At 61.5% G+C, this 21185-nt stretch carries 19 protein-coding genes; 2 read left to right on the forward strand and 17 right to left on the reverse strand.

Annotation, left to right across the window (positions count from 1 at the left end; translation table 11 throughout):
* Positions 1 to 236: 236 nt before the first annotated feature.
* The 16 genes from RG836_RS02720 to rfbF form a co-directional block, all read right to left on the reverse strand.
* A complete protein-coding gene (locus RG836_RS02720) occupies positions 237 to 506 on the reverse strand; it encodes a hypothetical protein (RefSeq protein WP_310843009.1) in 270 nt (89 codons plus the stop codon).
* A complete protein-coding gene (locus RG836_RS02725) occupies positions 503 to 1792 on the reverse strand; it encodes a motility associated factor glycosyltransferase family protein (protein WP_310843010.1) in 1290 nt (429 codons plus the stop codon). Before RG836_RS02725 ends, RG836_RS02720 begins: the two co-directional genes overlap by 4 nt.
* A 104-nt stretch (positions 1793 to 1896) precedes the next feature.
* Positions 1897 to 2823: a ketoacyl-ACP synthase III gene (locus RG836_RS02730; protein ID WP_310843011.1), complete on the reverse strand. Its 927-nt coding sequence runs from the start codon at positions 2821 to 2823 to the stop codon at positions 1897 to 1899.
* A gap of 230 nt (positions 2824 to 3053) precedes the next feature.
* Positions 3054 to 4106, reverse strand: a complete 1053-nt coding sequence (gene pseI / locus RG836_RS02735) for a pseudaminic acid synthase (protein ID WP_310843012.1) — start codon at positions 4104 to 4106, stop codon at positions 3054 to 3056.
* Positions 4103 to 5605: a UDP-2,4-diacetamido-2,4,6-trideoxy-beta-L-altropyranose hydrolase gene (gene pseG / locus RG836_RS02740; RefSeq protein ID WP_310843013.1), complete on the reverse strand. Its 1503-nt coding sequence runs from the start codon at positions 5603 to 5605 to the stop codon at positions 4103 to 4105. The genes pseI and pseG overlap by 4 nt, the downstream gene beginning before the upstream one ends.
* Positions 5602 to 6297, reverse strand: a complete 696-nt coding sequence (gene pseF, locus RG836_RS02745) for a pseudaminic acid cytidylyltransferase (RefSeq protein WP_310843015.1) — start codon at positions 6295 to 6297, stop codon at positions 5602 to 5604. The genes pseG and pseF overlap by 4 nt, the downstream gene beginning before the upstream one ends.
* A gap of 3 nt (positions 6298 to 6300) precedes the next feature.
* A complete protein-coding gene (gene pseC, locus RG836_RS02750) occupies positions 6301 to 7464 on the reverse strand; it encodes a UDP-4-amino-4,6-dideoxy-N-acetyl-beta-L-altrosamine transaminase (protein ID WP_310843017.1) in 1164 nt (387 codons plus the stop codon).
* The gene (gene pseB, locus RG836_RS02755; protein WP_310843018.1) at positions 7461 to 8462 is read right to left on the reverse strand and encodes a UDP-N-acetylglucosamine 4,6-dehydratase (inverting); all 1002 of its coding nucleotides are present in this window, start codon (positions 8460 to 8462) and stop codon (positions 7461 to 7463) included. Before pseB ends, pseC begins: the two co-directional genes overlap by 4 nt.
* Positions 8463 to 8492: 30 nt before the next feature.
* Positions 8493 to 11426, reverse strand: a complete 2934-nt coding sequence (locus RG836_RS02760; RefSeq protein ID WP_310843019.1) for a TIGR00180 family glycosyltransferase — start codon at positions 11424 to 11426, stop codon at positions 8493 to 8495.
* 51 nt (positions 11427 to 11477) lie between these two features.
* Positions 11478 to 12215 (reverse strand): cephalosporin hydroxylase family protein, encoded by a 738-nt coding sequence (locus RG836_RS02765; RefSeq protein ID WP_310843021.1) that lies wholly within the window; start codon positions 12213 to 12215, stop codon positions 11478 to 11480.
* 16 nt (positions 12216 to 12231) lie between these two features.
* Entirely contained in the window at positions 12232 to 13302 is a 1071-nt protein-coding gene (locus RG836_RS02770) for a class I SAM-dependent methyltransferase (RefSeq protein WP_310843023.1), read from the reverse strand.
* The gene (locus RG836_RS02775; protein ID WP_310843024.1) at positions 13292 to 14149 is read right to left on the reverse strand and encodes an NAD-dependent epimerase/dehydratase family protein; all 858 of its coding nucleotides are present in this window, start codon (positions 14147 to 14149) and stop codon (positions 13292 to 13294) included. The genes RG836_RS02770 and RG836_RS02775 overlap by 11 nt, the downstream gene beginning before the upstream one ends.
* A complete protein-coding gene (locus RG836_RS02780; protein WP_310843025.1) occupies positions 14146 to 15372 on the reverse strand; it encodes a class I SAM-dependent methyltransferase in 1227 nt (408 codons plus the stop codon). Before RG836_RS02780 ends, RG836_RS02775 begins: the two co-directional genes overlap by 4 nt.
* Positions 15369 to 15926 (reverse strand): dTDP-4-dehydrorhamnose 3,5-epimerase family protein, encoded by a 558-nt coding sequence (locus RG836_RS02785; protein WP_310843027.1) that lies wholly within the window; start codon positions 15924 to 15926, stop codon positions 15369 to 15371. Before RG836_RS02785 ends, RG836_RS02780 begins: the two co-directional genes overlap by 4 nt.
* Complete coding sequence (rfbG, locus tag RG836_RS02790) at positions 15923 to 17005, reverse strand: CDP-glucose 4,6-dehydratase (RefSeq protein ID WP_310843028.1); 1083 nt, start codon at positions 17003 to 17005, stop codon at positions 15923 to 15925. Before rfbG ends, RG836_RS02785 begins: the two co-directional genes overlap by 4 nt.
* Complete coding sequence (rfbF, locus tag RG836_RS02795; protein WP_310843029.1) at positions 16987 to 17760, reverse strand: glucose-1-phosphate cytidylyltransferase; 774 nt, start codon at positions 17758 to 17760, stop codon at positions 16987 to 16989. Before rfbF ends, rfbG begins: the two co-directional genes overlap by 19 nt.
* A gap of 1297 nt (positions 17761 to 19057) precedes the next feature.
* Between rfbF and RG836_RS02800 the strand changes: the two genes are divergently transcribed.
* Both RG836_RS02800 and RG836_RS02805 read left to right on the forward strand, forming a co-directional pair.
* The gene (locus RG836_RS02800) at positions 19058 to 19672 is read left to right on the forward strand and encodes a hypothetical protein (RefSeq protein WP_310843031.1); all 615 of its coding nucleotides are present in this window, start codon (positions 19058 to 19060) and stop codon (positions 19670 to 19672) included.
* A 336-nt stretch (positions 19673 to 20008) separates the two neighbouring features.
* On the forward strand, positions 20009 to 20281 hold the full coding sequence (locus tag RG836_RS02805) for a hypothetical protein (protein ID WP_310843033.1): 273 nt from the start codon (positions 20009 to 20011) through the stop codon (positions 20279 to 20281).
* Positions 20282 to 20954: 673 nt separating this feature from the next.
* On the opposite strand, the gene RG836_RS02810 is transcribed toward RG836_RS02805, so the two are convergent.
* On the reverse strand, positions 20955 to 21185 hold a 231-nt coding region (locus tag RG836_RS02810; RefSeq protein ID WP_310843034.1), incomplete at its 5' end, for a hypothetical protein.

Below are 21185 nucleotides of genomic sequence, written 5' to 3' on the forward strand. Positions count from 1 at the left end.
CGGCTTCCGGCCCTGGCAACCGCCGGGTATGGCCTAGAGAACCTTCGTAATAGTTATCGTCGTGAATGCAACTTGCTTTAGGGGAATTTCAAAAAAAAAAGCCATCACCATGCCACCCCTCATAAATCAAGGGTTTGCGAGCAGGTGACGGGCGAAAAAATGACGTCAGGGAATTGCCGGCAAGGGGTTGGCAAGGGCTCGCCAACGCCGGCTCGGGAAAAAGGCGAGCGACGTACCTAAGAGGACAGGCCTTCCTGTAACACTGCCACTGCTTCGTATTGCAGGTAGTCAGCCAACGCCAGCCAGTTTTGTCGCTCTTGGCAATCCAGCAGCAATCCCAGCACATTGCCCCAGGCCTGCTGCAATTCGTCCGGCAGGCGCTCGACACTTGGCTGCACGGCCGTGACCCAGTCCACCATCAACAAGCCTGCCTCCACATCCCGGCCCAGCCGGAACAGGTCGGCGCAGTGCTGCGCCTGGGCGATCGAACCGGCGAGGCCAGTCATTGCACGAACTCCGGGTGATACAGCGCGCCGACGATCATCGCCCCGGCCCGGCTGCTGTTATAGAAGCGCACCTGCGGATGGCCGGCGATAAAGCGCTCCAGCTCGCACAGGTAGCTGCGGAAGTTGAGTTGGGTCTTGATCCGCTGGCCCTGGCCGTCCAGCACCCAGTGCTTGGCGGCCCCAAGTTGCGGGCCGAGGTCACCGTCACTCCAGCCGGCGTGGGTCTTGTTGCCCGGGAAGGCAAAATCGGCGCCGAACAAAGTGACGTGCGTCGCGCCCATCTTCACCGCCAGATCGACCGCCGGATGAATCACGCTGCCGCCGACGTACAGCTCGCCACGGGGCTGTTGCTGCCGCAGCTGCTGATAGATCGGACTGACCGAATAGCCGACGCAGCGCGGCCCCTGCCACGCCCCCAGCACCTGCGGGTCGACCATTGGCATATAGACCAGGGTGATACCGGCGCTGTCTTGCGGCGGCAAGTGCCGGGCGGAAATACGCTGGTCGATGCTGACCACGATGTCGGGCCGGATGCCGTGCTCAAGCAACGGCCGATAAGCCGTGTCCACGCAGATAAACAGCGGCCGTTCAGCGCGCTGGCGGATCGTGCGCAAGGTCTCGAAATGCTGCTCCAGGCTCGGCCCGGTGGCGATGACGAACACCTCACGGTCTACGGAGCTGCCGAACAACCGTGCCACATCAGTATCGCGCTCCAGCAATTGGCCACTGGCCGCCAGCCGTTCGACGATCTCCGGCGACTGCGGGTCAAACTCGCGGTTGTTGAACGCCAGGTGGGTTTCGCTGATCAGTCGATCGCGGATCTTCGCATTGAAGTCATCTGCCAGCACCAGCTCCGATGGCAAGGCGAAAAACGGCAACTGGATTTCCCCGAGGTCGCCGGCGTACAACAACTCGACCCGCAGGTCTTCCAGCCACGGTTGTTCGAGCAATTGCAGGACCAGCGCAAACACCGCGCCGTTGAGAATGTGTACGTACAGCCGCTGCAGCGGCTCACGTGCCAGCAACTCGGCCTGCAAATCCCCCAGACCGGTGCCGTAAACATGCAGCACCGGGCTGTCCGGCGCCAGGCTTGCAGCCTGTAGCTGCGCCTCGGCCACCCGGTCATGGCGGCTGGTGAGCTGAATGCCGTTGACGCTCAAGGTCGAACCCAGGCCTTCCACCAGATCAGCCTGCAACGGGCTTGTGTCTTCCACCAACAAGCGCGCCGCCAGCGCGGGCCAGCGCCGCTGGATCAGCTCGACGTGGTGTGCAAAGAACTCGCTCATGGGGCCTCGCGCTGGCTTGGTGGAAAGGACGGGCAAAAAAATAGCGTTCAAGGTTACACCTTGAACGCTATTTGTGTGACTACGGATTCAAGCCGCGATCAGGCTTACGGGCGATAGATAATCGCCGATCCCCACGACAACCCAACACCGAAACCGCTGAGCGCCACGCGCTTCCAGTCGGAGTCGAGCACATGCTTCTCCAGCAGCAGTGGAATGCTCGACGACACGGTGTTGCCGGTCTCGACCATGTCCTTGATGAACTTCTCCGGCTCGCCTTCGAAGCGTCGCGCCACGGCATCGACAATCGCCGCGCTGCCCTGGTGGATGCAGAAGGCATCGATGTCGCTGCCTTGCAGGCCCGACTCGTCGAGCAGTTCGTGCAAATGCGCCGGGACTTTGAGCAATGCGAAATTGAACACCTGGCGGCCGTTCATGAAGAACACACCATCGCTGACCTTCAAGTGCGGCGCGCCGGAACCGTCGGTGCCGAACTTGGCCTTGCCCAACTGCCACGGTGCGCCGTCGGCCATCCAGGTGGCGGTGGCGGCGTCGCCGAACAGCATGGTGGTGTTGCGGTCTTCCGGGTCGACGATCTTCGAGTACGGGTCAGCGGTGATCAGCAGGCCGTTCTTCAGGCCGGCGGCTTCCATGAAGCCCTTGATCGCGTAGATGCCGTAGACATAGCCCGAGCAGCCCAGCGAGATATCGAACGCCGCGACGTTGGTGGTCAGGCCCAATTTGTCCTGCACGATGGCCGCCGTGTGCGGCAAACCTTCTTCGTCACCGTTCTGGGTGACGACGATCAGCACATCGATGGATTCACGCTTCAGGTCAGGATTGTTGGCGAACAGCGCATTGGCCGCTTCGACACACAGGTCCGAGGTTTCCTGTTCGGCGTCTTTACGCGGCAGGAAGGCGGAGCCGATTTTACCGAGGATGAATTCTTCATCCTTCTCGAATTTTGCACCTTGTGCGTAATTGTCCACGCCGGCTACAGGAACGTAGCTCGCAATGCTTTTTATGCCAATCATTACGGCTTCCCAATATTAAACAGCCCAGTACCACCGCTCGCAGGAATCGAGGGGCGCCGACTAACCATAAGTGTTTTTGCCGCCACGATGGGCGCCAACGGGGAGCGTAAAGGGCTATCACTGGTCCTGAAAACAGGCCAGGCGCCATCTCCCCGGTCAATACAATACAGTGAAGATGCGCGTTATGACTCGCAGGTCACGCTATTTTGCCGAATCGAGGGCACAAGCGGTTATTCGACCAACGACCAGTTCAGCGGCGTGCCGCGTTTGATCGGCTGGCGGGCACGGCGGCCGAGCAGGCTTTCAGCGTGCTTGGGCGCCAGGCCCAGCCCCGGACGAATAGCCCGCACATTGGCGACGCTGAAGGCTTCTCCGGCCGCCATGTCCTGGGTGACGTACAGCGAGCGGCGGTACACCAGCGACTTGCGCTCGGCCTCGGTGACGCCGTAATGCACCTGGCCCATGGCTTGCCATGCGCGTTCGGTTTCCACCACCAGGCTAGCCAGTTCCGCCGGTTCCAGGGAGAAACTGGCATCGACACCGCCGGCCGCACGGTCGAGGGTGAAGTGTTTTTCGACCACGGTCGCGCCCAGTGCTACGGCAGCCACCGACACCCCAACGCCCATGGAGTGGTCGGAAAGCCCCACTTCACAGCCGAACAGTTCGCGCAAATGCGGAATTGTCCGCACGTTGCTGTTGGCCGGCGTCGCCGGGTAGGTGCTGGTGCACTTGAGCAGCACCAGGTCGCGGCAACCGGCCTCACGGGCGGCGCGCACGGTTTCGTCGAGTTCGGCAAGGCTGGCCATGCCGGTGGAAATAATCAGCGGCTTGCCGGTGGCCGCAACCCGGCGGATCAGCGGCAAATCGGTGTTTTCGAAACTGGCGATCTTGTAGGCCGGGACGTCGAGGCTTTCAAGAAAGTCCACGGCGCTGTCATCGAACGGCGTGGAGAATGCGAGCATCCCCAGTTCCTTGGCCCGGGCGAAAATCGGCGCGTGCCATTCCCACGGCGTATGGGCCTTTTCATAGAGGGCATACAGCGAGGTCCCCGCCCACAGACTGTTGGGGTCCTGGATGAAGAACTCGCCCTCGGACAGGTCCAGGGTCATGGTCTCGGCGGTGTACGTCTGCAGCTTCAGCGCATGGGCGCCGGCCTTGGCGGCAGCCTCGACGATCTGTAACGCCACGTCCAGCGACTGGTTATGGTTGCCGCTCATCTCGGCAATGATGAACGGCGGCGCGTCGGCGCCGATGCTGTGGTGGCCGATCTTGAAACTGCTCATGCTGAAGATCCTTTGATAACGCGCCGAAATTCGCAGGCACTTTGCGCGTAGCCGGCGTGGCGAAACAGATTCAATGACGACGGATTGGCTGGCAGCACCTGCGCGTTGATCGCGCTGAGGTTGGGCCAGTGCGCCGCGACATAGGCCTCGCCGCGGGCCAGCAGCGCCCTGCCCCAGCCCTGACCGAAACGTGGTTCAAACAAGTAAATCGACACCAGCGCTTCGTTGCCGCTGAGGTCATAACGCAACACACCGATCGGCCCATCCGCCGCTTCGGCGATCAGCAGCAAGCGCTGACGATCAAGCAAACTCGCGGCAAACCAGGCTTGGTGCGCCGGCCATTCGATCGGCCGCGCATCCAGGGATTGCCGACGTACCGCCTCGGCGTTACGCCCGTCGAATAGCAGGCGCGAATCCTCCGCTGTGGCCCGGCGCAATTCAAGCACCGCGCCGCGCAATGCCGCCGCCACCCGCTGCACGCCCAAGCCATCCACCAATTGCCGCGAGCACTGCGCCAGGCTCTGACGCACGCCTTGGTTGCCCACGACAAAACCGATGGCCTGGCGCAGTTGCTCGACGCTGACCTGCTCGCGGGCGCCGAGGAATACGTGCGCACCGGCCCTCGCCATCACCTCGCCGTTGGCCTGCTGGTTGTTTGACACCGCGATGCAGATCGTCGGCAGGCCCATGGCCGCCCGCTCCCAACTGGTGCCGCCACCGGCGCCGACAAACAGATCGGCCTCGGTCATCAACCGGTAGAAGTCGCTGACGTATTCGTGCAACCGCCAGTTCGGCCGCGTGGCCGCCAGTTGCTGCATCGCCGACCAGGCCGGGTTATCCGCACCGGCGACAAAATCCACCTCAAGCTCAGTGAAATCCGCCAACGCCAGCATGGCGTGATGGGTCTGCCGGGCCGCGTCGAAGCCGCCGAAGTTCACCAGCACTCGCTGGGCCACAGCCCTGATCTCGATGGCCGGGCAATCAAACTCATCGCGCAGCAGGGCAAATCGCGGCCCCATCAACAATCGGCTGGACGTCATCAGTAAACCGTCGTAAGCCTGCGCCGTGCCGGACAGGTTCTGATTGAGCAGCAGGTCCACCGCGTAGCTGCGCGTGGCCAAGTCGTCGATCGCCATGATTCGCGGCGCAAAGCGGCGCGCGGCGGTTTGCCAGTGGTGGTCTAGGCCGTAGTGGTCGACGATGATCCAGTCGAACCCCGGCTCGTCGCTCAGCGCCGCTGCCAAGGCGTCGATGTCCGCTTGCCACGGCAACAGGGATTCGATGGCTTGGCCAGGGTCTTCGTCGGGGTAGCGATCAGGCAAAGCAAAGGTCCGAAAACCTTGGTCAGCCAATGCCCGCAAGCGATGCCCCGGCAACTGTCGGCAGGCGAACGTCACCTCGGCGCCCTGCCGGCGCAGCACCCGCGCCAGCGTCAGGCAACGGGCGATATGGCCGCTACCGATGGTCGGCGAGGCGTCGGCGCGGATCAGCACTCTCATGACAACTCACCGCCCGCCCGCAGCGCCGCGTAGAGGTACTCGGCGCGTTTCCAGTCCTCGCGGGTGTCGATGTCCTGCACCAGGTGACGCGGCAGGATCACCGGCAGGCTCGCCGGGGAAAACAGCAGGTCGCCGCGCAGCCAGGCGTCGCGGCGGCCCCAGTAAAACTGGCCGGCGTCCTGGAAAGCTTCGGGCAAGTCCTGAGAGCGCGTCTGGCGAAATTCCGGGTACAGCGAGGTCAGCGCGCCCTCCTCGTCCAGGGTCAACGCGCGCTGCACCGGGAAACCGAAACTGGCCACGGAAAAGGCAAAGGATTTGTCCGGGTGTTGCGTCAGCAGGTCCAGCCCTTCGCTTAGATAACGCGCTTGCAACAATGGTGCGGTGGCGTAGATGCAGCAGGCAAAATCGAACGCCGGCAGCTCACCCAAGGCATGCACCATCACTGCCGCCGTGCCGGTGAAATCATCCGCCAGCGCCGCCGGGCGCATAAACGGCACCTCGGCGCCTTCGGCCAGCGCCAGGTCGGCGATCTCGCGGTCATCGGTGCTGACCACCACCCGCTCGAACAGCCCAGAGGCCAACGCCGTGCGGATCGAACGGGCGATCATCGGCACGCCGTCGAACGGCAACAGGTTCTTGCGCGGAATGCGTTTGCTGCCGCCGCGGGCGGGGATGATCGCGACTGCGCTCACACGCTACTCCTCAAGGACCAGCCGTCGCAGTTGCTCGACCACAAAGTCCTGTTGTTCATCGGTCAGCAGAGGGAACAGCGGCAAGCTGATCGCCTCGGCGTAATAGCGCTCGGCCTCGGGGAAGTCACCCTCGGCGAAGCCCAGGTCACGATAGTACGGCTGAAGATGGACCGGAATATAGTGCAGGTTGACGCCGATGCCCGCCGCGCGCAGGCCTTCGAACACCTGGCGGTGGCTGAGCTTGATGCGACCGAGTTGCAAACGCACCACGTACAGGTGCCACGCGGACTCGGCCTCGGCTTGCGCAGCGGGCAAGGTCAGCGGCAGGTCGGCGAGCAAGCGGTCGTAACGCGCCGCCAGTTCACGGCGACGGGCGATGAAGCCCTCGAGTTTGCTCAACTGCGACAGCCCGAGCGCGGCTTGCAGATCAGTCATGCGGTAATTGAAGCCCAGCTCGATTTGCTGGTAGTACCACGGGCCATGGCTGGCTTCGGTCATGTGTTGCGGGTCGCGGGTCATGCCGTGGCTGCGCAGGCGTTGCAGGCGCTCGGCAAGCTCGGGCCGATTGGTCAGGACCATGCCGCCCTCGGCACTGGTGACGATTTTAACCGGGTGAAAACTGAACACCGTCATGGCGGCGAACTCGCCACATCCCACCGGTCGCCCGGCGTAGCTCGCGCCCACCGCGTGGGATGCATCCTCGATCACGGTGAAGCCGTAGCGCTCGGCCAGTTCGGCAATCCGCCGCATGTTGCAGCTCTGCCCGGAAAACGCCACCGCCACCAGCACTTTGGGCAACCTGCCGTCACGTTCAGCCTGTTGCAGTTTGCTCGCCAGGGCTTCGGCGTCGAGGTTCCAGGTCAGCGGATCGATGTCGACAAAGTCCACCTCGGCCCCGCAATAACGGCCGCAGTTGGCCGACGCGAGAAAGGTGTTGGGCGTGGTCCACAAACGGTCGCCCGGCCCGAGGTCCGCCGCCAGGCAAGCAATGTGCAGCGCCGCCGTGGCGTTGCACACCGCGACCGCGTAACCCGCCCCGCAACGCGCGGCCAGCGCCTGTTCGAACCCGGCGATTGCCGGGCCCTGGGTCAACCAGTCGGACTGCAACACCGCCACCACGGCGTCGATGTCGGCCTGGTCGAGACTTTGCCGACCGTAGGGAATCATGCGCTCAGCCCGGCGTGCAGCTCGTTGATCTGGCGCACCGAGAGAAAGTGCGGGTTGGTGTCGGAGCGGTATTCGAAATCTTCGCTCACCGGCCGCCCGCGCTCGCCGAGTTTGTCCACAGCGAAATCGACGTCGACGCTGGTGAAGCGGATCGACGGCTGGATGGTGTAGTGGTCGTCAAATTCCAGGGTCATGCGCGCATCGTCCAGCGGCACCATCAACTCGTGGAGTTTTTCCCCAGGACGAATGCCGATGTTCTTCTGCGGCAGGTGTTCGGCCATGCCCGTGGCCAGGTCGACGATGCGGATCGACGGAATCTTCGGCACGAACACTTCGCCGCCGTGCATCCGCGCGAAGCTGTCGAGCACGAATTGCACGCCGTGGTCGAGGGTGATCCAGAAGCGTGTCATGCGCTCGTCGGTAATCGGCAGCTCAGTGGCACCATCGGCGATCAGTTTGCTGAAGAACGGCACCACCGAGCCCCGCGAACCCGCGACGTTGCCGTAACGCACCACGGCGAACCGGGTCTGTTGCTCGCCGGCAATGTTGTTGGCGGCGACGAACAGTTTGTCCGACAGCAACTTGGTCGCGCCGTACAGGTTGATCGGGCTCGCGGCCTTGTCGGTGGACAATGCCACCACTTGCTTGACACCGTTGTCGATGGCGGCGGCGATGATGTTCTCCGCGCCGTTGACGTTGGTGCGAATGCATTCGGTGGGGTTGTATTCCGCCGCCGGCACTTGCTTGAGCGCTGCGGCATGCACCACGTAATCGATACCGCGCATGGCCTGGCGCAAGCGCTCGCCGTCGCGCACATCGCCCAGGAAATAACGCATGCACGGCGCGTTGAATGTCTGCTGCATCTCGTACTGCTTGAGCTCATCGCGGGAGAACACCACCACGCGTTTGGGCTGGTATTGCTCCAGCAGGCGGCGGATGAAATTGCGCCCGAACGAACCGGTGCCGCCGGAGATGAAAATCGATTTACCGTTGAACATGCCTTGAGTCCTTGTACCTGTCTGCCAGGCTTATGCGAGCAACTGCGCCCAGTTCACACGGGTCGCTTCGCTGAGGGTAAAGCCCTTGCCGGTCAGGGCCAGGTTCTGGTTGTAAGCGGTGTCCTGGGCCATGCGTGCCTGCCACTTGTCGCGCAGTGCGGCGGCGGTTTGCGGGGCGTCGACCAGGGTGCCGGGGTGCAGCAGTTGCGCCTGCGGGGTCCAGACGATCAGGTAGCCGGCATCGGCGACTTTCAGGCACAGGTCGACATCGGCGAAGGCCTCGTCGAAGTGCTCCTCGTCCAGCCCGCCGACCGCGTCGAACAAGGCCTTGCCGATCATCAGGCAAGCGCCGGACACCGCCGAGTAGTTCTGCTCCACCTGGTGGCCGAACAGGTAACCCTTGGCGTCTTTGCGCTCGTCGACAAACACCGAGCCAACCACGCCATTGAGTCCCAGGACCATGCCGGCCTGAGTGGTGACGCCGCGGAAGTCCATCAGTTTGGCACCGACAATCCCGACTTCCGGGCGCTTGGCCTGGTTGACCAGGCTGTCGAGCCAGTTGGAGTTGACCACTTCCGACGCCGACGACATCAGCACCAGGTATTCGCCCTTGGCCTGCCGTGCGGCGAAGTTGTACAGCGCCGATGTGCTCAGGCGTCGGTCGCTGCGCAGGATGCGGATGCGCTCGCTCTTGCCGTCCAGGGTCGCCAGCCAGGCCAGCAATTCCTCGGACTGGCTATGGTTATCGGCAATCAGGATTTCATGACGCTGGTAGCGGGTGCGTTGCAGCACACCGACCACGCTGCGCTGCAGGTCTTCGAAGTTGTCCTGGCTGTCGAGGAGGATCGACACGTGCGGACGCTCGGCATGCTGGTAGTCGATCTGCCAGGTTTGCGGCAGTTCCGAACTGACCTGGGCGCGATAACCCCGGTTGGCCAGGTGACGAGTCAGGACTTGACGCTCCTGCGGGTTTTCCTCCGCCGGCGCCGCGTTGCTGATCAGTAACGGCTCGGCCAGATGTGCCAGGCCAGCGAGGCCGCCGTCTTCGATCAGGCGCAGCAGCAGGTCGAACTCCAGCGCCTGCGGGTATTCCGCCGAGTAGCCACGGGCGGCGACCAACACGTCACGCCGGATCAACCAATGGCGCGCCATCAGCGACGGCACGGTTTGCAGCAGATCAAGGTTGACCCCGGGCCGGAACACATCGCTCAGGGCACCGTTGGCCTGGCGCTGGATTTCGTCCATGGCCACGGCACGCACACCCTCGGCGCCAAGCAGTTCCAGGCTGGCGCGCAGCAAACCGCTGGCAGTGAATTGGTCACCCGCCTCGCCCAGCAACAGCCAGTCGCTGGTGAACTGCTTGAGACTCTGGTTGATGCGCTCGACGTAGTTGGTGGTCGTGACTTTGACGAAATGCACGGTGTCGCGCGGCGTGGTGATCGCCGGGAGATCACCCGTGGTGAACACCACCACGTTGAACGCCTTGCAATGGCTGCTGACCAGGCTGTCGAACGTGCTCTGCAACTTGACCATGTCAGCGTCCAGGTCCAGCAGCAGGATGCCGAATTGCGGGCCACCGTTGTGCCGGGCCAGGTGCGCGGCGATCGATGACAGCTGCGTCGCGTCCGGGGCACGGGCATCAAGCCAGCTGAGCAGGCGCCCGGACGGCATGTTTTCCAGCAGCGATTGCGGGCTCTGCGCTGGCACCGAGGCCAGGCGTTCCGCCCAGGCTTGCAGCTTCAGGCCTTCTTGCGCGTCTTCGCTGCCCTTGAGGGATTCCACCAGGCGCGCGACCACGGTGCGGTTGAACAGATTAAGGCTGTGGGCTTCCCACAACCGCGCGCGCAAGGTCCGCTCGTTGTCGTTGGGATGCACGCGCATCAAGTCGTGCTGTTTGAGCAGAATGCCTTCCAGTTCCTGCAACTGCAGCTTGCCGGCGGGCATGCTGTGCAGGAGAAACTCTAGCTCGGTCAGCAGATCGAACACCCGCTGATTGTAGAACGGCATCTCCACAAATTGCTCGGTGTTGAAGGTGCGCACCGGCTCCTGGCCGACCTCTGGCCAGGCCGAGGTAAAAATCAGTGTGCCTTTCAACGAGCGCAGGTTGTTCAGGCAGTCGGCCATGGCGGCGAAACTGTCGAGGGCTACTTGCTTGCCGTCGGCCGGAGTCTGGTGGTTCATCGCCGTCGGCAGCGAGGCGAGAAACTCGGCAAAGCGCTCGCGATCGGCGACGGTTTTCGCGTCCTTGAGGGTCAGCACCGTCAGCACGTTGGTGTTGTGCTCCGAGGCGCCGTAGGGGATTTCCCTGACGGCGAACGGGATCGGCAGAATCCGCGCCTTGGCCCGCGCCAGCATGTAATAGGCGTGGCCGATTTCCTGCCATTCGAAACTGGTGCCCGGCAGCAACGCGTTATGCCAGTCCTGGAGTAACCGGGTGCGGCTGACCGCATAGAACGGTGGCAGGAAGTGCCCCATGAATTGCATCAGGCGCTCTTCGGCGCTGTCCGAGCCGTAGTCTTCCTGGCCCTTACGATCGCGGCGGAAGAAATTCACTTCGGTGGCGCGGGCCAGGTACATGATCCCGTAGCCGTGGCACATGCCGTAGTCGGCGTGTGCTTCCAGAAATTCCAGCGACTCGGTGACTGCGTCATGGATCAGGAAGTCGTCATCGGCCGCCAGCACCATGTACGGCGTGGTCACTTGATTCACGCCGAAGGCGAGTTTTTCCTGCAGACCGGTGTAAGTGAACTGCGGCAAGTGCCGATAATCGACCCGCGGGAAATCACGGGTGATGTGCGGATCGGCTTCGGTCGACGAATCCAGAACCAGGATCGTGCAGGGATAGCTGCTGTAGTAGTGCAAAGTGCGACGCAGGAACGCGTTGCGGTTGTGGGAAATCACCACCACCGTCAAGCGCTGGTCCAGCGCTGCCACATTATTTCCAGCAGTGTTTTGAACGTGCATATTCCTATCCCCACAACCGGCCACGCGCCGAGAACAACAGTCAGATATTGATTAACGAACGCGACGCAGGTAGCCGTCCGGCGCCACGGTGATCAGCAGTTTGTTTTGCAGTTGCTGGTCGATTTCGAAGTCGCGGTTTTCTTCCAGGTATTTCCACACGGCGGTCTTCGGGTTGTCGCCCGGGCCCCATGGGCGATCCGGGAAAAAGTCCGCGGGCATGTCTTCGACCACGGTGTCCATCACCACGCAGTAGCTGTCCACCGAGACCAGTGGCGCGTACAGGCGCAGCTCTTCAAGGACGTGGTCGTGAGTGTGGTTGGAGTCGAGCACCAGAATCACTTTTTTGCCTTCGGCAGCCGCACGCACCTGATCGGCAATCGCTGGGTCGATGCTGGAACCTTCGATCATCGAAATACGCTTGGCCATCGGGTGGCTTTCGATGGCTTCGCGGTTGTGCGGACGAATGTCGAGGTCGATGCCCAGCACTTCGCCGTGGCCTTGCAGCTCCAGCAACGAGGCGTAGTAGATGATCGAACCGCCGTGGGCGATGCCGCACTCAATCACCAAGTCAGGCTTGACCTGCCAGATGATCTCTTGCATCGCCATCATGTCTTGCGGCAACTGGATGATCGGGCGGCCCATCCAGGAGAAGTGGTAGCTGTACTTGTGCTTGGCCGATTCGTTGAAAAACTCCCGGGCCAGGCCGGTGAGTTTCTGGTCGTCGCCCTGGCGCGCGATCTCTTCCTGGCATTGGGCTTCAAAGGCTTGGTTGATGCTGTTGTCGGTCATGGTCGAATCTCAATAGTCACAGGAACGAAGCGCTGTCGACGGCGTGATAGACGTAGCGTCCACCGGTCATCCGCTTGATTTCTTCGAGGTAGTTGGAGTTCATCACAAACAGATGGGCGCCTTCGGGCAGCGCGTCCATGGCCTCTTGCGGCGACGACACGCGCACACCGCTCAAGGGCAAATAGCGGCCCTGCTTGGCCGGGTTGATGTCGACCACGCGGTCCACGGCCACCCCGGCTCGTTGCAGGAACAGCGAATAAATCACGCCTTTGGACGACGCGCCCCAAATCGCCGAACCCTGCTCGGGCGAGGCCTGGATAATCTGCACCGCGCGCGCGAGGCTGCTGCTGAAATTGTCCGGCAGCGCCAGGCGTGGCACCGGTTGATCGGGGGTCAGGCGCAGGGTCGCGAGGTCGGCGACGATGTACAGGTACTGGCCGCCAAACAGGTGCCCGGCCTCGTGCACGGTGCCGAACAAACGGCGCAGGTCGTCGAGGCGGAAATAATTGACGTGCTCATAGAACACATCGAACCAGGCACGGTGCTCGATGATCCAGTCGAAGCACGGCACTTCGATGTAGATCTGCCCGCCCTGATTGGCCTCGGCCATGGCCGCGAGAAAGCTCACCGGGTCCTGGATATGTTCCAGCACATGGCGTAGCACCAGGGCATCGGCAGACAAACCGAGGCCACGGGTGAACGGTGCCTTGATCACGTCGGCGTTGTTGCCCTCGTAGGCCGGGTCGATGCCGGTGACCGCGTAGCCGCGGGCTTTGAGCAATTCAAGGAAGTAACCCTTGCCGCAGCCGACTTCGATCAGCTCCCGCCCCTTGAAATGCTTGGCGATAATGCCTTCAACGTCGTCCAGGTGCTGCTGGAACTGGCCCGAGTGCGCCTGTTCATTCTGATAGTCGGCGTCATAACTGAGCTTGTCGGCATCAAAGGCGCCGTTGAAGATCAGCCCGCTGGTTTCATCCTGCACCAGCACGATGTCGGCGCTGGCCGAAGCCCTGGCCGACGCGGCGTCGGCAAAGGTGCGGTTCTGCAACACCGGCAGGTCGGAGACCCGATACAACTCATGCACCATGTTCTGCTCCCGTTAACTGCTGCAAGCGTTCCGCCACGCCCCAGAACGCCAGGGGTTCGTGGGTCGGATACGGGTAATGTCCAAGGTTCAGCTGAATCGTCGCGCCACGTTCACGCACCCGTTGTTCCACCAGAGCGCGCACCGAGATCGGCTGGCCGCTGGCGCAATTGAACACACCGTTGAACTGGCGCTGCTGCAGCACGGCGGCGAGGTAATCGGCGGCGGTGTCGATCGCCAGGTAATCACGCAGTTGCTCACCGGCGGACATGTTGAACGTCGCGTCACCGGCGTCGATCGCCCGGTCCAGCGCCGCGAGCAAACTGTTGGGGTTCTGCCCGGCGCCGTGCAGGTAAAACAGCCGCGCCCATTGCAGGGTGAAGGGTTGTTCGGCTTGGAGGTTTTCCAGGAATAAGCGCAGGGTGTTCTTCGCCAGGCCGTAAGGGTTGCTCGGCTGCGGTGCGGTGTCTTCGCTGAGTGGGCCGCTTTGCAAGCCGTACTCGAAGCAGGTGCCGGTCACCAGCACTTGGCCGATGCCGGCGATGACCGCCGATTTGATAAAGCGGTAATCGGCCATCAGGTTGTGTTCGAAATGGAACAGCGCCCGATAGTTCGGCAAACCCGGCCAGGCCAGATGCGCCAGCGCGTCGAAACCTTCGCTGAGCGCTGCAACATCCAGCGCCGGGTCGTGGATATCCGCGGCAATGAACTCGACATCCTTGATCCACGGCAGGTTCGCCGCCGTCTCGGCATTGCGCGCCACCGCCCGCACCTGACAACCACGGGCCAACAGGGCCGCGACCAGATGCCGGCCGACGAACCCGGTAGCGCCGGTGACGAGCACTTTCACAGGACGGTCAACTCAGGCACGGCGATCACGAAGCGACCACCCCACTCACGGACGTGCGCCAGTTGCTGGCTGACTTCCGACAGCAGGTTCCACGGCAGCACCAGCACGTAGTCCGGTTTATCCGCAGCGATGTGCGCCGGCGAGACAATCGGAATACGGCTGCCCGGCAAATACTTGCCCTGCTTGTGCGGGTTGGCATCGGCGACCCAGGCCAGCAGGTCCGGTTTGACCCCGGCATAGTTGAGCAAGGTATTGCCCTTGGCGGCGGCGCCGTAGCCGACCACCCGTTTGCCTTCAGCCTTGGCCTGCAGCAGGAAGCGCAGCAGTTCATGCTTGATGCGCTCGGCATTCGGCGCCAGCGTCGCGTAGTACGCAGCGGTTTTCACCCCGGCGTCCTGCTCGGCCTGCACCTGTTGCTGCACCGCCGGCAGCACGGCGCGACGATCACCGTCGAGGCGCTGCACGAATACTCGCAACGAACCGCCGTGGGTCGGCAGCGGGCTGACGTCGAACACCTCCAGGCCATTGCGCGCGCACAGCGCCTGCACGGCGGTCAGCGACAGGTAGGAATAGTGCTCGTGATACAACGTGTCGAACTGCTGCCCGGCCATCAGCGTCAGCAATTGCGGAAACTCGAAAGTCGCCACGCCCGTGGGCTTGAGCAAGGTCGCGAAACCGCCGAGGAAATCATTAATGTCCGGCACGTGGGCCAGCACGTTGTTGGCCGCCATCAAGTCAGCCGCCCAGCCGTCGTTCTTCAACTGCAACGCCGTGTCACGGCCAAAGAACAGTTCGCGAATCTCCAAGCCTTTGTCTCGCGCCGCTTGCGCGGTGCTGCGGGTCGGCTCGACGCCCAGGCACGGAATGCCGCGCCCGGCCACGTACTGCAACAGGTAACCGTCGTTGGCGGCAATTTCCACCACCCGGCTGTCGGCGTTCAGGCCGAAGCGCTCGGCCATCTCGGCAACATACCGCTCGGCATGGGCCAGCCAGGTGCTGGAGAACGAACTGAAATACGCGTATTCGGCGTCGAACAGGCTGTCGGCGCGGGTGTAGTCCTCGGTTTGCACCAGCCAGCATTGCTGGCACACCGCGACTTTCAGCGGCACCCACTGCTCAGCCTGCTCCAGCCGCTCGGCGTGGACATAGGCGTTGGAGGGCGGCGAGGTGCCCAGGTCAATCAGCGACAACGTCAGCGGCGTTGCGCAACCACGGCAGTTCATACACGCACTCCGGCGAACTCATCGAGCAAGGGATGGCTGGCATCCCGCGCCGACAGATTATTGACAGGCAACGGCCAGTTAATCGCCAGCCGTGGATCAGTCACCGACAATCCGCCCTCGTGATCGGGGCTGTAATCGGCGCTGTGTAAATAGAGCAATTCAGCGTCGTCGCTCAGGCTCTGGAATCCGTGGGCGAACCCGGCCGGGATCAACAGGCTGCGACCGTCACCGGCCTTCAGATGCTCGGCGTGCCAGTGCAGGAAGGTCGGTGAATCGGGGCGCAAGTCCACGGCCACGTCCCACACCTCACCGCGCAGGCAGGTGATTAACTTGGCTTCCGGGGCTTTCGCATTCTGGTAATGCAGGCCGCGCACACTGCCCTTCTCGCGGGTACACGAGTGATTGATCTGGCGGATATGGAACGGCTGGCCGAACGCGCTGAGGCTGCCCTCGCAGAACAAGCGGGCGAAGTGCCCGCGCTGATCGTCAAAGCGCCTGTGCTGCACGCTGAACAAGCCGCTCAGCGGCAACGCCTGGATGGAAAACTCGCTCACAACGCGCCTCGGTAGAGATTCAATTGGCCGAGGGTGACTTCACGCATGTCGTCGCCGTTCTGCCAGGCCAGATGCCAGTCCAGGGTTTGCGTCAGGCATTCGCGCAACGACCAGCGCGGTTGCCAAGCCAGCAATTGCCGGGCGCGACTGCTGTCGAGACGCAGCAGGCCGGCCTCGTGCAATTCGCTCGGCTCAACTCGCAAACCTGGCGCTTCCGGCCAGCGTTTGGCGAGCAACTCCACCACCTCACCGACGCTGCACATGTCCGCGTCACTCGGGCCAAAGTTCCACGCACCAGCGAACTCAGGACCATGCTGGTACAGGCCCGCCGCCAGTTGCAGGTAACCGGCCAGCGGCTCCAGCGCGTGCTGCCACGGGCGCACCGCTTGTGGATAACGCAGGGTCACCGGTTTGTCCGCCGACCAGGCCTTGAGCACATCGGGAATCAAGCGTTCCGGGGCGAAATCACCGCCACCCAACACATTGCCGGCGCGCGCGGTGGCCAGGGCCAGACCGTGCTCGCCGTGCCGCTCGGCCGGGAAAAACGACGCGGCATAGGACTGCGCCAGCAACTCGCAGCAAGCCTTGCTGCTGCTGTAAGGGTCATGCCCGCCGAGCGGTTCGTTCTCGCGGTACGGCCACAACCATTCCTGGTTGGCGTAGACCTTGTCGGTGGTCACCAGCACACAGGCGCGCACGCCGCCGATCTGACGGATCGCTTCCAACAGATTCAACGTGCCCATGACATTACTGGAGTAAGTGCCCAGCGGATCGCGATAGCCTTCGCGCACCAACGGCTGAGCCGCCAGGTGCAGGACGATTTCCGGCTGGGTCTCGGCGATCAATTCGAGCAAGGCACCGAGATCACGCAGGTCACTGCGCTGGTCATTGATGCCCTCGCTGACCCGCGCCAGGTCATACAGATTCGGCTCGGTCGCCGGGTCCAGGGAAAACCCGCTGACCTCAGCGCCGAGGCTGTGCAGCCACAACGTCAGCCAACTGCCCTTGAACCCGGTATGGCCGGTCAGCAGGACACGTTTGCCGCGCCAGAACTCCGGGCTCAGTCCCACTGCTTCCATGGGGCCTCCCCGTTCAGCCACAGCTGTTCCAGGTGATTCTTGTCCCGCAGGGTGTCCATCGGATGCCAGAAACCGTCGTGCTGGAAAGCGTGCAGTTGATCCTCAGCCGCCAGCGCCGCCAAGGGCTCGGCTTCCCAGGAGGTCTGGTCATCAGCGATATACGGCAACACTTTGGGCGACAGCACGAAGAAGCCGCCGTTGATCCAGCCACCGTCACCGCGCGGTTTTTCGATAAAGCCGCGCACGCTGTCGCCATCGCGTTCCAGCGCGCCATAACGGCCGGGGGGCTGCACCGCCGTCACCGTGGCGAGCTTGCCGTGGGCCAGATGGAAATCCACCAGCGCGCCGATATTCAGGTCCGACACGCCATCGCCGTAGGTAAAGCAAAACGCCTGCTCGCCATCCAGATAACGCGAGGCGCGCCGCAAACGGCCGCCGGTCATGGTGTCCTCACCGGTCTCGACCAGCGTGACCCGCCACGGCTCGCTGTAATTCTGGTGAACGTCCATGCGGTTATTGCACATGTCGAAGGTCACGTCGGACGTGTGCAGAAAGTAGTTGGCGAAGAAATCCTTGATCGCGTAGCCCTTGTAGCCCAGGCAAATAACGAAGTCGTGGATCCCGTGGGCCGAGTACTGTTTCATGATGTGCCAAAGAATTGGCTTGCCACCGATTTCAATCATCGGCTTGGGCTTGAGGTGCGACTCTTCGCTGATCCGCGTACCGAGACCACCTGCCAGGATTACTGCCTTCATCGCTGTCCTCTTGCTCTTCGCGCGGCCCGGCGTCCCTTGGGGTGGCGGTACCGACAGTGCACGTCATTCACTCGTGGCCATTGGGCCTTTCACGCTGAGGGTGAAGGTTTTATGGCGATATACGGGGGACTTGCAGGAAGTGAGCCAATTGCGCCGGGGCAGTGATTGGCTTTGGATGCAGGCGGATTCTCGCGGCGGGAGCCTGCTCACGAAGGCAATTCGTCAGGCGATGGAGATTCAGCGTTCGACAAGGCGCTTTCGCGAGCAGGCTCGCTCCCACATTTGGACTGAGGTACATCCGGGTTTATTGGCTGACGGGTAGACCGTCTTCGCGAGCAAGCCCGCTCCCACAGGTTTGATTTGGGTACATCTGGCAGTGATGGGTTGGCTGTCAGGGCGCTATTGCTGGCAAGTCGAATCGTCGCACTGCAGCTCCCACAGAATCGGAGGTGTCAGCATTAATTTGCGTACCCCATCAGGTCGAGTGTCAGCTCGCCGCGCTTTTGATTTTGATCCACCCGCCCCGTTGGGAGGCTGAGTGGAGGCGTTTATCCGGGGACTGGCGCGCAGCGCCGTTCGACGCAGTCGAACTCATCGCATGTAGGTGCCAGCGAAGCCAACCGGAGGGCGATGCCCCCGGATGAATGCCGGAGCGAAGGAACACCGAGCCTTAGCGAGGGGCCGTACATTAGGGCGAGCCTTTTGGGGAACCTTTTTGGCGTTTGAAAAAGGTGCCTCGCCGTAAGGGCGAAACCGTAAGTGGCCGTTGCCGCAGGAATGGATATGTACTCAATCAACGACGTTCAGGTGGTCTATAAGGACGGCATAGCGAGCAAGCCGGCTCCTGAAAAGCTTCATCTGCGTACACCCACAAGTGGCCACCATCACAGATCAGTCGGCGCTCCTGAGTATAGGGGTCCACCTGCAATAACTGACCTGCCATCAACACCCTTAACCTCACCCCATTTGCTAAATCTTAATTCCCTCAACCGATATTGAATATTGCGACTACCTTCATGGTGGCCCGCATTACCGCGAGCCAAGGAAAGTGATTTCAATCAAAGTCAGAGGAAAAAAAATGACTGATAGGCGGCCGATTAATAAAGGGGTTGTTGTTCCGAAACCCGGCGGAGGCGATCAGCCTCGCTCAAGAAACGATGATGGTCAAATTCGTAAAAAGCGCAGTGATGCTGAGAAACCGAAAGATAAATAGGCAAGACCGACGTCCTCGCCTCTGTGGATGATTCGGTTCGCTAATTCGCAAACTCGCGAGAAGTAATATTTCAGGAGTTGCAAATTGGATATTGGAAAGGCCATTCGAAACGTGGTGCTGTTTGCAGTACTGGTGGCACCGCTCACATGTGTGTTTGCTGAGAATATGCAATGGGTGACGACTGATCGAACAGAACGCCGCACCTGCCCCTCGAAAGAATGTGGTGTCGCTGGGCATCTCATGTTTCGGGAAGGTGCAGAGATTCTGGAAATCAAAAATGGTTGGAGCCGTATTACCAAATCATATTCAGCGTCTTGTGAAGGCGGAAAAAGTCAGTACGTGAAGGAAGGCAACAGCGCTTGCACCAGCACCAACGGAATTCAAAGCGGAAAGTTTGCTGAATGGGTGCAGAACAAAGATCTGAGTCCAAATCGACCAGCAGATCCGGGAGAAGGAGCGACAGGGGATTATTCGCTAGTCAGCGGATCTGATGACTACCGGATCTATAAAGATCTATTCGCACGAGCGGCACGTCAGTTGATCGATGATGGAAGATGCACAGAAGCTGATTTCAAGGAAATGGGTGGATGGATGGCATCCACAAACGCGGGGGCAGGAATGTATTTCACGTATTGCGGGGGATTGAAAGTGAGCAACAAAATTTACCTGAATGCCAAATCTGGCAGCACAAGTAAGTAAGAGGCTGCCATATTCGCCTTAGAAAACTAAATTATTCCTACACAAGGCTCAGAAAGCTCCGCCTTGCCCCTCTGCCGACCACCGCTTATAGTCCGCCCGTCATCCAAAAACGATGACCGGGTTTGGCGACCCGTCGATCGGGTGCAAAAGCATTGCTTTCTTGCAAGCGCTTTTGCACGCTCGCAAAGCTGCCTATATATGGCAGCTGTGCGTGGGAGACCTTCGGGTCTGCCGGTTTTCCGATCCCGGTTCGCCAACCTGCGTACAGCTGCCACCCAGCCGTTTGGCGACGTCTGTGAGGCGGTCAACTTTGCGTTTTGATCGGAGTTTCACTATATGAATCGCTACATGCCTATCACCGGTATCGACATCACCCCCGCGGCTTTCCTTATCGACACTGAAGCCCCGCTTGATGTGTTGCAAGCCACTGCCGATTACCGCTTCCGCACAGTCACCCAAGTCTTGGAGAACATCGCATTTCGCGAGGAGTTCAGCAGTGACACCGTGGTGCTCCATGACTTCGCCAAACTGCTAGTGATTCCGTTGCGGGATGCTTGTGACTTGATGGATGTGATTGGAAGGCGACTCAGGGATCAAGTATCGAGTTGAGTTAAAAAATGGGCGCCTTTCAGGCGCCTGTTTTTTGGAAAAAAAAGTGACGCCTCGCCCACAAAGCGCTGGGCCAGCGTAATTGCTAAATGGGCTGATACGTTAGTAGACGAATCGAATCGAATTGTCGCACTGCAGCTTCTACAGGCCTTGTGATTGCCTGGTGATTTGCTCGTCACTTCAATGATTGAGAGTGACTGGACTGCCGTCATCGCGAGCAAGCGCGCTCCCACAGGTTTTGATGTGGGTACATCCGCCGGTGATGGGTTGGCTGTCAGGCCGTCATCGCTGGCAAGCCAGCTCCCACAGTGGTTTGAGGTGTACGCGGTAACTGTGTACACCATCAGGTCGAGTGTCAGCTCGCCGCGCTTTTGATCTTGATCTGGCTTTTGATCCACCGGCCCCGTTGGGAGGCTGAGTGGAGGCGTTTATCCGGGGACTGGCGCGTAGCGCCGCATGACGGAGTCATGCCCATCGCATGTAGGTGCCAGCGAAGCCAACCGGAGGGCGATGCCCCCGGATGAATGCCGGAGCGAAGGGACCCCGAGCCTCAGCGAGGGGCCGGACATTTGGGGCAGCCTTTTGGGGGACCTTTTTGGCGTTTGAAAAAGGTGCCTCGCCGTAAGGGCGAAACCGTAAGTCGCCGTTACCGCAGCAACGGATATGTACACCCTCAACAACCCCATCGCCAGCCACAAAGCCTTCGCGAGCAAGCCCGCTCCCACAGGTTTGATTTGGGTACATCCGCCGGTGATGGGTTGGCTGTCAGGCCGTCATCGCTGGCAAGTCGAATCGTCGCACCGCAGCTCCCCCAGTGTTCGAGGATATCCACAGAATTGCGTATACCCATCAGGTCGAGTGTCAGCTCGCCTCGCTTTTGCTTTTGATCCACCCGCCCCGTTGG

It is taken from the genome of Pseudomonas rhizozeae (genome assembly GCF_031583775.1).
Lineage (GTDB): Bacteria > Pseudomonadota > Gammaproteobacteria > Pseudomonadales > Pseudomonadaceae > Aquipseudomonas.

Bases quoted from the DNA above. Each gene is read 5' to 3' on its own strand.
- RG836_RS02730 (WP_310843011.1), bottom strand. From the start codon at position 2,823: ATGATTGGCATAAAAAGCATTGCGAGCTACGTTCCTGTAGCCGGCGTG.
- pseC (WP_310843017.1), bottom strand. From the start codon at position 7,464: ATGATTCCCTACGGTCGGCAAAGTCTCGACCAGGCCGACATCGACGCC.
- RG836_RS02725 (WP_310843010.1), bottom strand. From the start codon at position 1,792: ATGAGCGAGTTCTTTGCACACCACGTCGAGCTGATCCAGCGGCGCTGG.
- RG836_RS02770 (WP_310843023.1), bottom strand. From the start codon at position 13,302: ATGGTGCATGAGTTGTATCGGGTCTCCGACCTGCCGGTGTTGCAGAAC.
- RG836_RS02720 (WP_310843009.1), bottom strand. From the start codon at position 506: ATGACTGGCCTCGCCGGTTCGATCGCCCAGGCGCAGCACTGCGCCGAC.
- pseG (WP_310843013.1), bottom strand. From the start codon at position 5,605: ATGAGAGTGCTGATCCGCGCCGACGCCTCGCCGACCATCGGTAGCGGC.
- RG836_RS02765 (WP_310843021.1), bottom strand. From the start codon at position 12,215: ATGACCGACAACAGCATCAACCAAGCCTTTGAAGCCCAATGCCAGGAA.
- RG836_RS02780 (WP_310843025.1), bottom strand. From the start codon at position 15,372: ATGAACTGCCGTGGTTGCGCAACGCCGCTGACGTTGTCGCTGATTGAC.
- RG836_RS02760 (WP_310843019.1), bottom strand. From the start codon at position 11,426: ATGCACGTTCAAAACACTGCTGGAAATAATGTGGCAGCGCTGGACCAG.
- RG836_RS02805 (WP_310843033.1), top strand. From the start codon at position 20,009: ATGAATCGCTACATGCCTATCACCGGTATCGACATCACCCCCGCGGCT.
- pseB (WP_310843018.1), bottom strand. From the start codon at position 8,462: ATGTTCAACGGTAAATCGATTTTCATCTCCGGCGGCACCGGTTCGTTC.
- pseI (WP_310843012.1), bottom strand. From the start codon at position 4,106: ATGAGCAGTTTCAAGATCGGCCACCACAGCATCGGCGCCGACGCGCCG.
- rfbG (WP_310843028.1), bottom strand. From the start codon at position 17,005: ATGGAAGCAGTGGGACTGAGCCCGGAGTTCTGGCGCGGCAAACGTGTC.
- rfbF (WP_310843029.1), bottom strand. From the start codon at position 17,760: ATGAAGGCAGTAATCCTGGCAGGTGGTCTCGGTACGCGGATCAGCGAA.